This is a genomic window from Lysinibacillus sp. FSL K6-0075, assembly GCF_038592945.1.
Lineage (GTDB): Bacteria > Bacillota > Bacilli > Bacillales_A > Planococcaceae > Lysinibacillus > Lysinibacillus fusiformis_F.
In genome coordinates this window covers 2055529-2067464 of the sequence record NZ_CP151947.1, presented here as the reverse complement: position 1 = coordinate 2067464, position 11936 = coordinate 2055529, and the positions used below count along the sequence as shown (strand labels likewise).

The 11936-nt window shown below is 40.9% G+C and carries 15 protein-coding genes; 4 read left to right on the top strand and 11 right to left on the bottom strand.

What is annotated here, in order from left to right:
• The first annotated feature begins 8 nt into the window (after nucleotides 1-8).
• A complete protein-coding gene (locus MHB65_RS09965; RefSeq protein ID WP_342443322.1) occupies nucleotides 9-239 on the top strand; it encodes a DUF3923 family protein in 231 nt (76 codons plus the stop codon).
• 53 nt (nucleotides 240-292) lie between these two features.
• Here MHB65_RS09965 and MHB65_RS09960 read toward each other — a convergent pair whose 3' ends face one another.
• Both MHB65_RS09960 and MHB65_RS09955 read right to left on the bottom strand, forming a co-directional pair.
• Nucleotides 293-1228, bottom strand: coding sequence for a PD-(D/E)XK nuclease family protein (locus MHB65_RS09960; RefSeq protein ID WP_342443719.1), 936 nt, complete (start codon nucleotides 1226-1228; stop codon nucleotides 293-295).
• A gap of 12 nt (nucleotides 1229-1240) precedes the next feature.
• On the bottom strand, nucleotides 1241-1981 hold the full coding sequence (locus tag MHB65_RS09955; protein WP_205442910.1) for a sulfite exporter TauE/SafE family protein: 741 nt from the start codon (nucleotides 1979-1981) through the stop codon (nucleotides 1241-1243).
• A 93-nt stretch (nucleotides 1982-2074) separates the two neighbouring features.
• Between MHB65_RS09955 and MHB65_RS09950 the strand changes: the two genes are divergently transcribed.
• On the top strand, nucleotides 2075-2572 hold the full coding sequence (locus tag MHB65_RS09950) for a DUF1648 domain-containing protein (RefSeq protein WP_342443321.1): 498 nt from the start codon (nucleotides 2075-2077) through the stop codon (nucleotides 2570-2572).
• Between the two features lie 54 nt (nucleotides 2573-2626).
• On the opposite strand, the gene MHB65_RS09945 is transcribed toward MHB65_RS09950, so the two are convergent.
• The 6 genes from MHB65_RS09945 to MHB65_RS09920 form a co-directional block, all read right to left on the bottom strand.
• On the bottom strand, nucleotides 2627-3256 hold the full coding sequence (locus MHB65_RS09945) for a type 1 glutamine amidotransferase family protein (protein WP_342443320.1): 630 nt from the start codon (nucleotides 3254-3256) through the stop codon (nucleotides 2627-2629).
• A gap of 575 nt (nucleotides 3257-3831) precedes the next feature.
• A complete protein-coding gene (locus MHB65_RS09940; RefSeq protein WP_342443319.1) occupies nucleotides 3832-4800 on the bottom strand; it encodes a YafY family protein in 969 nt (322 codons plus the stop codon).
• Nucleotides 4801-4888: 88 nt separating this feature from the next.
• Entirely contained in the window at nucleotides 4889-5521 is a 633-nt protein-coding gene (locus MHB65_RS09935) for a hypothetical protein (protein WP_342443318.1), read from the bottom strand.
• A gap of 8 nt (nucleotides 5522-5529) precedes the next feature.
• Nucleotides 5530-5697 (bottom strand): hypothetical protein, encoded by a 168-nt coding sequence (locus tag MHB65_RS09930; RefSeq protein ID WP_342443317.1) that lies wholly within the window; start codon nucleotides 5695-5697, stop codon nucleotides 5530-5532.
• On the bottom strand, nucleotides 5690-5875 hold the full coding sequence (locus tag MHB65_RS09925; RefSeq protein WP_342443316.1) for a hypothetical protein: 186 nt from the start codon (nucleotides 5873-5875) through the stop codon (nucleotides 5690-5692). The genes MHB65_RS09930 and MHB65_RS09925 overlap by 8 nt, the downstream gene beginning before the upstream one ends.
• Before the next feature lie 72 nt (nucleotides 5876-5947).
• Nucleotides 5948-6550: a CPBP family intramembrane glutamic endopeptidase gene (locus MHB65_RS09920; protein WP_342443315.1), complete on the bottom strand. Its 603-nt coding sequence runs from the start codon at nucleotides 6548-6550 to the stop codon at nucleotides 5948-5950.
• Between the two features lie 231 nt (nucleotides 6551-6781).
• Between MHB65_RS09920 and MHB65_RS09915 the strand changes: the two genes are divergently transcribed.
• Complete coding sequence (locus tag MHB65_RS09915; protein ID WP_342443314.1) at nucleotides 6782-7474, top strand: methyltransferase; 693 nt, start codon at nucleotides 6782-6784, stop codon at nucleotides 7472-7474.
• A gap of 453 nt (nucleotides 7475-7927) precedes the next feature.
• Here the strand turns inward: MHB65_RS09915 and MHB65_RS09910 are convergent, their stop codons facing one another.
• Nucleotides 7928-8368, bottom strand: a complete 441-nt coding sequence (locus MHB65_RS09910; RefSeq protein WP_342443313.1) for a GNAT family N-acetyltransferase — start codon at nucleotides 8366-8368, stop codon at nucleotides 7928-7930.
• 111 nt (nucleotides 8369-8479) lie between these two features.
• On the opposite strand from MHB65_RS09910, the gene MHB65_RS09905 reads away from it, so the two are divergent.
• Complete coding sequence (locus MHB65_RS09905; RefSeq protein WP_342443312.1) at nucleotides 8480-9862, top strand: PLP-dependent aminotransferase family protein; 1383 nt, start codon at nucleotides 8480-8482, stop codon at nucleotides 9860-9862.
• A 28-nt stretch (nucleotides 9863-9890) separates the two neighbouring features.
• On the opposite strand, the gene MHB65_RS09900 is transcribed toward MHB65_RS09905, so the two are convergent.
• The gene (locus MHB65_RS09900) at nucleotides 9891-11114 is read right to left on the bottom strand and encodes a GNAT family N-acetyltransferase (RefSeq protein ID WP_342443311.1); all 1224 of its coding nucleotides are present in this window, start codon (nucleotides 11112-11114) and stop codon (nucleotides 9891-9893) included.
• Nucleotides 11111-11842 (bottom strand): AAA family ATPase, encoded by a 732-nt coding sequence (locus MHB65_RS09895; protein WP_342443310.1) that lies wholly within the window; start codon nucleotides 11840-11842, stop codon nucleotides 11111-11113. The genes MHB65_RS09900 and MHB65_RS09895 overlap by 4 nt, the downstream gene beginning before the upstream one ends.
• Nucleotides 11843-11936: the final 94 nt, after the last annotated feature.

Genomic DNA, 11936 nt, shown 5'->3' with positions numbered 1-11936 from the left:
GGATGTTTATGTTGGGTATGAAAATAATTTGGTGGGCTGTAAATATTGTATGGTTATTGATTTTTTCTGGCATCGCCGTATTTATTGGGGCAATAAATGTTGATGGTGCAGGGATTGCGCAAACACCTGAAATTAAAATGGTTTCATTCGTTATTTTGGGCCTCATGTTTCTAATAGTTGTGCTTGTGCAATTAATTTTTCTTTACTTTATTACAAAAGCACAAAGCTCATTTAACTAAAATCACTTAAAAAGAAGCGAGTGGCTATTTTAGCAATCGCTTCTTTTTCTCACTCACATTGGCACGCATAACTCCCTAAAATTACAGCCACGACAATGCCATTTTTCCTGTGTTTGTTCAAAGTCCTCGATGTCTACTGGCTCGTTGGAGAAAATATCTGCCTGATACTTTTTCATTTCTAAGACACTGCGCTGAAATGTATACAAAATATTCTCCATATCGAAGTCAGTAAAACTATATTTCTTGCGTTTTCCTGTTAATAAATATTCATTATAGACCTCGATTTGCGCCAGAGACACACGGTATTTCTGCTGAACATAGTAAGCGTAGAGCGCTAATTGCTGACGGTCATCATCAGACTCTCCGCCCGTTTTCCAGTCTACAATAATCCATTTATCCGCAACTTCATCATAATAATGAAAGTCCATAACAACGAATACCTGGACGTCATCCACTTTCATGGAGCGGAATTGCTCTGGTTCCCCTATACGGAGAGAGCCATTTTGTGAGGTGATTTGCTGGAATGTTTCGCTCATCAAAAAATGGTTAAAAACAAGTCGTAAACGTTCTTTATAGTCTTGCACAAGCTCAGGAGAAAGTGTGCCTTGATAATAAATTTCCTGCATCATATAGTATTTATTCGGTTTTTGTCTCCAAAATTCAAGACGACGAGTGGAGTCGATAAAGGCTGCATTAAGCTGCCCGCGTGCCAATTGAATCAACTCCTCTACAGTAGGAGCTTTACCTGTTTGTAGATAATCATTAATGGCCTGCTCAATGTATCGATGGACAATTTGCCCAAATAAAATAGGCATCGATTGCAGCTTTTTTAAGCGATACACCTGTTGATGATAGGGCTCCACATTGTAGCTGAGCCACCCGTTATGTGAAAAGTAATATTCAAAGCCATATTTGCGGGCGCAGCTTGTCAATGTTTTATGACGCGAGAGCGACCACGAAAAGGTTGGATAGGGTGAAATTTCAAACAGGACAATCACCTCCTAAAGCTGATGGATGAAATCATAAACAAGCTGTATGATCAGCACAATCGTTACAATACGCAGTAAAAGCTTTACCTGATTTGCTTTCACTTTTCTCGCGAGCACGAGCCCAATTTGTGCGCCAATCGTCGAGCCAATCATTAAAATAAGCGTTAATGGCCATTCGATTTTCCCTGTAGCAATATAGGTAATCGCTGCTCCTGAGCACATTGCAAATACCCCTACCCGTGATAGCCCTACTGCTTTAATATAGGAAATCTTCTCATGTGCATATGTATAAAGCGCCAATGTACTACTGCCAGGGCCAAACATGCCGTCATAAAAGCCTACCCCAAGAAGGATAGGACCGTTTTTTCGATTCATTGTAAAGCGTTCCTTGTCGCCAAAATCAGCCCCACCCATAAAGGACATGACAAGCGCAAAGCCAAGTAAAATAATCGCAATGAACGTCAATGTTTGACTGCTCATGAATGAAGCGAAAAGTCCCCCCAATGTACCACCAATCAAAGAGACAAGTAACACCGAACGCATTTCGGTCCAGGCTAATTCCTTACGTTGATAAATCGTATAAAAGCTTGAAAAAGCACTTACCATATTGGACACTTTATTCGCGCCAATAGCCGAATGGACGGGTACACCCATAAGCATCATCGTTGGCAAGGTAATTAAACCACCGCCCCCAACTAACGTGCCAATGACATTCCCTATGATGCCAATTAGTAAAAACAACAAGTATTCCATAATATCCTTCTTTCTCTAACACAAAAAGCAATCATTCTATGATACAGTATAACAGATTGTTATTATCAATGATGATGGAAATGAGGAGCAAGGATGCATATACAACAAAAAACACCCACACCACGCTTTTGTCACCAGCTAACTGTTATCGTGTCTACTATTTTTCTAGCTGGTATTACAGCAACACTCATTCAATATGGCAAGCTCCCTGCCACGATTCCTGTCTTACAAAGCTTCACAAGTGACCAAGCCCAGTTCGGACCAAAAATCGCTATTTTTTATTTACCCTTTGTCGCACTCATGCTCTTTTTACTTTTACACTATTTAGAGATAAAAGCCGCTTATCCTGTGATGCGCAAAAATAAAGCCCCGCTGTCCCATAGACAACGACAAAATGGCATCCTTACCTTTTGTCTCATCAAAAATAGTATTCTATTGTATTTTACCTACTCCCTATTCAATGATCTCACGGTGGCCCTAGGACGAGAACGTATTTTACAGCAATGGCATGCTTACCTATTTCTGTTATTGTTATGTGGCATCTTCATGATGGGGATTGTGCGAGGCATTTTGTTGGCTAAAAAAAGTTAATGTAAAAAAAGAGAGCATGTATTAACAATGAACATGCTCTTCTTAGAGTAATTATTATTCAATGGATGACATTAATTCATAAAAATATTTTTTCTCCTGCGTTTCATAAAGCTTAAACCAAGCATGTAATGTTTCTGGTGTAAAAACATCGAGTAGCCTCAAAACATGGTAGGCAAATCCCAACGGTGCAATGCCTGATGCCGTTACTAAATTCCTTTCAGTTACGGCTGGCTTCTGTTTAAAATGTTCATCCCCAATATAATGTGGACAAAGCATCTTCAAGTATTCGAGATCGTTGCTCGTATGTTGTCTTGTATCAAGCAAACCAACCTTTGCGAGACCAAACGTTGCACCACAAATTGCAGCTACGAAAACTTCTTCGTTCAACGCTTTTGAGACTTTATTCAATACAGGCTCATGAATAGACTCTAGCCATGTGTTGCCTCCAGGAAGAATCAAGACATCCATGCTATTCAAGTGACATTCAGCAACGGCCATCGTCGGAAGTATGGTGATGCCACCCATCGTCGTAACAGGATTTCTATCAATCCCTACAGTCATCACCTCTAAAGGCTCTAACCCCTTTTTAAAATATCTACCTGTATTTAATTCGGCCATTAAATACCCTATCTCCCAATCTGCCATCGTATCAAATACATAAAGATATACTTTTCTTGTCTGCATAATAAACACTCCTTTAAATGAAACTATCCTTAGTATAAAAAAACTTTACTGACATTCTCCGTCAGTAAAGTTTTCTTAGTGTTGAAAAACAAAACAGTCAATTGAAAGGTAGAAATGGATTTCCGTTGCAGGCTACTTGCTTTCCTGTGGGCGAGCGCCGAATCGCTTCCTCCGCTACCGCTCCGTGCAGGGCTTCGCCTGTCTCGCTATCCCACGGGAGTCAAGTAGCCTTCCACTCCAACCCACTAACTTTTGAACAAAGGTGTTCAAATAAAGGGAAGGTGTTCACTACTCTTTATGAAGAGGTTTTGTCACGCTTCACTTCTCCACATTGAAAATAAGAGCTTATCCCCTCTAAGAATACAGTTAATGGGCGATTTGATCGCTATGCTACTATGAAAAAAAGTAAAGACACTTTGCAGAATGGTTGATTGGAGCGGAGCCAGCGTCACAGATGAGACCCTGAAGCGAACGGAAGTGAGTGAAGCGGCTCATCGGACGCCCCCCTGGAAAGGACGCTGGCGGAACGGAAATCAACCTCTCACCTTGCAAAGTTGCTTTTTCTGCCGTTGACATCATCTTTTTTCAACAGCATGAAAATGTATGAGCTCATATAGAACATCAATTATTTTTTGCTTTAGACTTATGGGTTCTACTACTTGGATTGCTTTTCCATAGGGAAAAAGTAAATAAGGTACATATGTATGTAATACCTCCTCATCTAATAAAAATATTGCGTTCTTATTGGTGCGTTCTTTGAGGTGATACTTTAAAAACCAATGCTGACTGATCGCCTCCACAGCACTTGTCTTTCCACAAATGATGAAGGGCACAAGGTTCTGTTTATCTTCGGCTTGGGGAAAAAGGCTTTTCATAAAAAAATCACTGGCAGAGAAAGATTGTGGTCGTTGGAAGGGAATGACTGTTTGATGCAGACTGCTAATTCGGCCTACTTTAAAAGTACGGATTTCATTTCTTACATGACAAAATGCAACGACATACCAGTTTTGATTCCAATAAACCAAACCATATGGATTAATCACCCTAGACTTAGCTTGCTCTTCATTATTAGTATGGTATTCCATTTCTATAGATGTTTCCTTTACTATACTCTCTTCTAATTTTTTTAATAGTGGCTCCAATGAGGATTCAACAGGTCCGATTATCTCGAAACCTTGTAAATGCTGTTGAATCATTTTTTCTTGCTCTTGATTTGAATACATTGTAAGCTTTGCTGTTGCACTGTTTAATGCCTCATCTAAAAAATAACCAGCTTCTTTTGCAAAAATAGAAGCATGAAGTAATGCCGCTTTCTCGTCAACATCAAAAATAAGAGGGCTTTTAATAAAATTATTCAACAGGGTATATCCTCCATGATGACCGGTTTCAGCTATAATTGGGACACCACTGACAGAAAGGGAGTTAATATAGCGGTAAACGGATCTGATATTAATCTCTAATTTTTCAGCAATTTCTTTCGCAGTAATTTTCCTACCTGAATTCAACATCCATAAAATCTGCATCATATGATCCATTTTAGACAAACATTTTCACCTCATCGAATTAATTTATAATTTATGGTTTGTGACACAAAATCAGGCTACCTGATACTGTTATCAAGTAGCCCTTCGATTATACCTTTACCAATTCATCTTCCATTTGCTTAAAATTATGTATTAAACCGTACTTCTGTATGCCACGTGCTTGTTGGATGCTGGCATCTGCGAATTGGCGGAACTTTGCTTGATCCTTTATTGTACAGGCATGGACCGCTTCGATTGCAGGTTGCATCCACGGCTGTGTTAGTTTATCACTTCTCATATCGGCGGATCGACCTTCAAGCGCAGCAATATAGCATCGTGCATAGCTAGTTAAAGGCTCCTTTTCGATTTGTCTTGCAGCTACTTTAGCAGCACCAAGATTCTCCTCCATAATCGCCTTAATAAAGAGATAATTGTACTTAATGGCTGGTTGCTTGTAGTGATGAATGATGACATCGATTGCCCGAATCTGTTCCTCTTTTGTCCCGTAAGCTGATGCATAAAGAGCAGCAAATATAGGCTCTTTTCGATGATTTTTCACCCATTTATCTACCTGCTCCATATTGTTTGTGCGATATAAAATATGTATATGGCGATAAATCATCGCAATCGCAATCAATGCAAATATCCCGAGTGAAATGGATAGACGAACACCCGCTAAGGACAGCGTCAGTGCCAATGAAATAATAGCTAAATAAAAGAATGTTAATTTAACAATTTTCATATTACCTCCTACTGTAATTTTCTACGCATTTTACGCGAAAAAATATAACCTGCCCCTATAAAAAAGATCAGCGCCATCACTTTCATAATGGGAATAATAAACAGCTTGCTAATAACGACTACAACGAGGATATAATAGACAATCATTGCCAGTAAAAATAATGTCAGCTTATTCACGAGGTTCCCTACTTTCCTTCAGTGCCGCCTCAATCGCTGCTAAAGCTTTTGGCCCCATTCCATGAAGATGAGCTAATGTAGAAAGCTCCACTTTGTCTAGCTGCTTCAATTCTGTATAGCCCACTGCATGTAATGCGCGAATTGCTGGTTTTGCTACTCCCTTAGGCCACTCTGTCATGCTTGCACGTCCCTTCACGAAAAAATCTTCTCTGCCCTATTATGCAAGTGACAGCAAAGAAATGCAAATAAGTCAAAATTTAAACATATACATGCACGCCGCTATGAAATTCACAATACTATGGATACACCAGCTAGTGACAATGGAAACCCCTGCAACTCGTTCATTCATCCACCCCATCAAATAGCCAGCAAGCGCTGTAGTAAGCACGACTAACAAGATCACGTGAAGCGAAAGCACCGACCATAGCATGGCCCCATGAACACAGCCAAAAACAATACTTTGCACGAGATTACCTACTTGAAAACCAAAAGATTTCGCCAACCTCTTCAATAAAAAGCCGCGAAACAATAGTTCCTCTGCTAAACCTGTTTGAATAATGGCGTACATAAGTGCTGGAATGATCGCCGTGGCACCAAGGCCCGCAAATTGATTCGCCGCTAGTAAGGAGCGATCAATATAGAAAAAGATTAGCGCAAAGCTCGGTACTACAAGCACAACAATGGAAAGCACAAAGAACATGGCATACCTTCCCTTATGCACAATAATGGGCTTTTGCAAGCCTATCCACGTTAAAAAGGGCTGTTTTTTTCTCGCTGTGCAAAGCCACCAAATAAACGGAATCACTGAAAATAATATCACTTGCAAAACGGCACTGATTAAACTATTCATCATTCTATTTCCCCTCCTGTTTACTACAAGCATAGAAGAAAGTGCCGTTATTTTCAATAGTTATTTAATGATAATCGTTAAATTATTTATCTTTATTATTAATTTTTTAATGTTTTACAGTGAGATACGCTGTCTACAGCCTTCTTCTTTGTCTTTTCAGTTATTTTCATTTATACTCTATTACAGACATTAAGGGTCTATAATAGAGGCAATAAAACACTGGAGGCTATCACAATGGAGAAATTATCTACACATTTATTAGAAAAGGCACGAACTTATGAGCAAAGCACGCGGATTTCAGTGCCTGCCTATGACACATTATTTGCCGTGACACAAGCCTATTTCCGTATGCATTTAAGGGAACAAGAAGCATCCTTACTTGTAGTAGGAGCTGGCGGGGGCAATGAACTTTCTGCATGGGGACCAACAAACCCTAAATGGATGTTCACTGGGGTTGATCCAGCTGAGGAAATGCTCCAAATCGCTCAACATAAAGCCGTACAACTCGGTATTGAAAGTCGTGTTCAGCTACTACAAGGAACGATTGAGCACTTGCCACAAACGACACCGAAATTCGATGCGGCAAGCTGTATCCTCGTTCTTCATTTTATTGAAGATCGACAGGAGAAACGCCGTCTACTGCAAAACATTCGCAAGCAATTAAAACCCGGAAAGCCTTTTGTCCTCGCCTGTGCCTACGGAGAACGAGAAAGTGACGAACTACAAGATCGCATCAAAATATGGCAAAGCTACTTTTTAGATGCTGGCTACACAAAAGAAAAGGTAGAAAACATGGGCAAAGTCATCATGAATATTTCTTTCCTATCTGATCAAGAAATCCAACAGCTTTTAAGTGAAGCTGGCTTCCAAAACATTACCCGCTTTTTCTCCTCGGGCCTCTTTGCAGGATGGATGAGCCACGCCTAAACACAAAGCCCCCACCAGTTATAGTGACAATGGCGGGGGCTAGTGTTTATTTTTGAAGGGTTAATTGATCGAGTTCTACACTTGGTGGAGCGAATTCAACTCAGTTGGAGCGCTTTCGTTCCTTTTATGAGCGGGGTTTCCTTCTGTTTGAGCACTTTTGCCTTATTTAGGAGCGGCGTCTCCCTCAGTTGGATCACTTTCTACTCATTTAGGAGCGGGCTCTCCTTCAGATGGATCACTTTCTACTCATTTAGGAGCGGGCTCCTCCTCAGTTGGATCACTTTCACCTCATTTACGAGCGGGCTCCCCTTCAGTTGGATCACTCTCTCCTCATTTATGAGCGGTTACCCCTTCAGATGGATCACTCTCTCCTCATTTAGGAGCGGATTCCCCTCGAATGTAAGCACCTCAGACACTTTATCAGTAGCTCCCCACCCACCACATAGAAAAAATTCACCAATAAATACTATAATAATAAACCTTTTCATCAATCGTCATGCCCATTTTTTCATAGAGTTTCTGTGCTTGGACATTATCGGTGGCGGTTTCGAGCATCATGTAACGAGCCTCCTCCTGCTGACAATAGGTGTAGCATTGCTCCATTAAAGCCTGTGCCACGCCTTGTTTTCTGGCTTGTTTCGCCACAAATAAATCATTTAAGAGAAATGCTCTTTTCATAGCTACGGATGAAAAGACTGGAAACAATTGTGCAAATCCGACTGGCTCCTCCTCCAGATACGCGAGAAAAATAATAGACTCTGCTCTCTCCACTCGCTCCCGTATAAACTGTTCAGCTTGCTGTAAATCAGACGGTTGACCATAAAATTCACGATAGGCATCAAATAATGGGACTACTTCCCCTATCGTTGCCTGTGTCACTGTAGATATTTTCATGCTATGACTCTCCATTTCTTTTTTATTGTCTTTCTAGTATGATGATAGTAAGTAATCTGACATTTCAAAAGAAACAATTTCAAACATTTTAACATGTCAAGGTGGTGCCCTATGGACGATTTTATCTTTCTATTAACAGAAAAAGAGGCAAAATATAAGCAAGTGTACCAGCAAATTAAAGTACTGATTACGCAAGGTACACTGCAAACGGATGATTCCCTGCCCTCCATTCGAAAACTAGCAGAAACTTTACAGGTCAGTCGTAATACTACATTAACTGCCTACGAACAGCTTGTGGCAGAAGGATACATACGTGGTGAAGGTCGAAAAGGCTATTTCGTTAATGCACTGGAGCAGGTTTTCCTACAGGAGCAGGAACAGCCTCTTATGTCACAGTCAAAAAGTAACGCTACATCATACCTCGTCGATTTTCGCGCAGGGGCTGTGGATCAGCAGCATTTTCCTATGAAAGCATGGCGCCAAATCGCCAATCAAGTATTACAGGAATCCAGCTGTTACGAATACGGAGAACTGTTTGGAGAATCAATGCTAAAGGAGCAGCTTGTGCCGTATTTATTGCAAGCAAGAGGGGTTTGTACAACGAGCGAAAATATCATCATTGGCAGTAGCACACAGCAAATGCTACTGTATCTTGGCTTTTTATTAAAAGACCATTTCCCAAGCATTCTTTTGGAAGACCCTGGCTATAACGGTGCACGTGAAGCCTTCCAGTTACACCATTTCGAAATAGAGGCATTGCCCGTAATGGAAACAGGAGCACAACTTGATGTACTCCAACACTGTCAATCTCGCTTGTTGTATGTCACCCCATCACATCATTTCCCATACGGTGTGTCCATGACCATTCAGCAAAGACAAACTTTAATACAATGGGCTCAACAAGTCGGCGGGTATATTCTGGAGGATGATTATGATGGAGAATTTCGCTATGCACAACAGCCATTTCCTGCCCTTGCCTCCATCGACCCTTCACGAGTAATCTATCTTGGCACCTTCTCCAAATCGTTTTTACCAGGTGTACGTTTGAGCTATATGGTGCTACCCAATGCACTGGTTCAGCCATTTAAAGAGCGATTTGCTCAATTTGAACAAAATGCTTCGTCCCTCCATCAACGCACAATGGCCCAATTTATGGCTCAGGGGGAATGGACACGCCATATTAAACGAATGCGTTTGGCATATAAACAAAAAATGCAGCACCTTGTGCAGGAGCTACAACGCCAATTTGGTCAGCAAATTTTTGTTTTGGGCGAGCAATCAGGACTGTATGTACTAGTGAAGATGAAGTCTCTACTTTCAGAGCAGCAGCTCATTCAACGTGCGGCGTCTTACGGCGTGAAGGTTTATCCGACAAGCCCGTTTTTTATCCATCAAACAAGAGATGAACCTATGCTGCAATTAGGTTTTAGCAAATTAACGATGGAAGAAATCAAGCGAGGCATCGAGCTGTTAAAAGAGGCGTGGCAGCCATAACCGTCAACGTTATGGCTCTCCCCCTCGCTCAAAAATAATCAATAAATGTTGGGATACCTACTGGTAAAACCGCCTCCAGCAATGCAATTTCCTCTTCACGTCCCTGTAATCGTTCAATTCTTTCTAAATAGGTTGGACGTTTATAGCCTAACAGCATAGTAGCCAATGTTTGCACCGTTAAATGCACAGCATTCGCATTCAACGTCTCACTCACCTTTTGCACTGAAAGGTTGCCATCTTTCATTTTGATGATGTAGGTGCCATTATTCCACGCCACAGTACGATCACTGACAGCTAGCTGAAGCTCGAAATCCTGGCCGATAAATGGATAGCACAGTAAAAATTCTTTGACATCGACAATTCTTGCCATGAAATAAGGCGATACCTTTTGAATGATCTCACTGTCCTCTAATAGAAAGGCTACCGCTTCATTGCCCGTTGTTTTCCCGTAGACATTATAAACCATCGAGCTGTGAGCCGAGACGAAATTCCATAAACCTTTACGAGCCTCTTCCTGCAAATAAACGATTTCATCAATGTAATAATTTTCCTCCATAATGCGATAGAACATGTAGCCCTGTGCCACATCCTCTTCATCATAATAGACCGCCGCCTGAAGATTGACATCACTATCAATGAATTTCTCTTCCCAGAAATCCTCCTGAAATTTCTCGTTCCAGGCAATACTATTGCGCACCATTACCCCATGCGTTTTTTGTGCATAGCGTGCGTAGATTTCCACAACGTCCTCATGTTTCGGATCAACACGACGAATTTTCCCGTTTAGCCCAGCATAATGAGGCAGCTGTGTATCCTTCACTTGAAACTCCACAATATCACTCATAATTTCCCATCCCTTTTTGCGGTAATAAGGAATAGAATATGGAAATAAATAGGATATAAACTGTCCTTCATTTCGCATACTTTGCAGGCTTTCAATGATCAAGCTCTCCATTAAGCCATGTCCCGAATACTCAGGGTATGTCCCAACTGCTGTGATGCCACCCATTTCATAAATCTTGCCATGTACATTAACCTCAAAAGGCAAACTTAAAATTTGCGATACAAGCTGTGAACCATCAAACCACCCGATAGCATGCCCTTCATTAAATTGCCGGCTCTTAGCATTCACAAAACGACGATCCTTGTGAATGGACATTGACATTTGAAAGACATAATTCAGTAAATCAATGGACTGTGCCATTTCATCTAATCGAATTTCTCGCATGATTAAGCCTTTTCGTTGATTCATGATTCCCTCTCCTCATCAAATAACTCTCTTAATATGGTCTGTGGCGCATCTAAAAAACGTTTCGTAACGATGTAATGAATCGTATCCTCATAGCGAATGGATTCAATTTCTCCTTGATCAAAACTATAAATCGTTGCATTCGGATAGCCAAGCAAAATGGGTGAGTGTGTGGCAATAATAAATTGTGCCTCATGCTCTAGGTCCTTGATAATTTTCAGCAAGCTCAGCTGCCTCGTTGGAGACAATGCCGCCTCAGGCTCATCCAATAAATAAATGGCTTTACCCTTAAAGCGATTCATAAATAACGCCAGAAAGGATTCACCATGGGATTGATGGTGCAGAGATTTTCCTCCAAAAGCAGCATATTTGTTTGGATGGCGATCTAACAAATCAATATGACTGGCAAATTGATAAAATGTTTCCGATCGAAGAAAAAAACCATTCGATATTTTCGGTAGCCACGACAAACGAATATATTCCCCCAACGAAGATTCCGCCTTATGTACTTCATATAAATTTTGACGACCACCACCCGCCGTATTGAAATCGCAGCGATCTGCAATCGCCTCCAGTAATGTTGATTTCCCCGAACCATTCTCCCCAACAAAGAACGTCACATTCGTCGGGAACTCCAGCTCTTGCAAATCCTGCAAACTTGGAATATTAAAAGGATACACCTGCTTATTCGGAATTGTATCCTGTAACACCTTACATGATTTTAAATACATTTCATTTCCTCCTTACTCTTATTATAGCGAACATCCCCCTAGCTGAAACGTAATCCACCCATCTGTTTGATTGAAATTACATTTTATTTGTATC

Coding starts and splice junctions, on each gene's coding strand:
- MHB65_RS09965 (WP_342443322.1), top strand. CDS start 9: ATGTTGGGTATGAAAATAATTTGGTGGGCTGTAAATATTGTATGGTTA.
- MHB65_RS09955 (WP_205442910.1), bottom strand. CDS start 1,981: ATGGAATACTTGTTGTTTTTACTAATTGGCATCATAGGGAATGTCATT.
- MHB65_RS09950 (WP_342443321.1), top strand. CDS start 2,075: ATGCATATACAACAAAAAACACCCACACCACGCTTTTGTCACCAGCTA.
- MHB65_RS09945 (WP_342443320.1), bottom strand. CDS start 3,256: ATGCAGACAAGAAAAGTATATCTTTATGTATTTGATACGATGGCAGAT.
- MHB65_RS09935 (WP_342443318.1), bottom strand. CDS start 5,521: ATGAAAATTGTTAAATTAACATTCTTTTATTTAGCTATTATTTCATTG.
- MHB65_RS09925 (WP_342443316.1), bottom strand. CDS start 5,875: ATGACAGAGTGGCCTAAGGGAGTAGCAAAACCAGCAATTCGCGCATTA.
- MHB65_RS09920 (WP_342443315.1), bottom strand. CDS start 6,550: ATGATGAATAGTTTAATCAGTGCCGTTTTGCAAGTGATATTATTTTCA.
- MHB65_RS09915 (WP_342443314.1), top strand. CDS start 6,782: ATGGAGAAATTATCTACACATTTATTAGAAAAGGCACGAACTTATGAG.
- MHB65_RS09910 (WP_342443313.1), bottom strand. CDS start 8,368: ATGAAAATATCTACAGTGACACAGGCAACGATAGGGGAAGTAGTCCCA.
- MHB65_RS09905 (WP_342443312.1), top strand. CDS start 8,480: ATGGACGATTTTATCTTTCTATTAACAGAAAAAGAGGCAAAATATAAG.
- MHB65_RS09900 (WP_342443311.1), bottom strand. CDS start 11,114: ATGAATCAACGAAAAGGCTTAATCATGCGAGAAATTCGATTAGATGAA.
- MHB65_RS09895 (WP_342443310.1), bottom strand. CDS start 11,842: ATGTATTTAAAATCATGTAAGGTGTTACAGGATACAATTCCGAATAAG.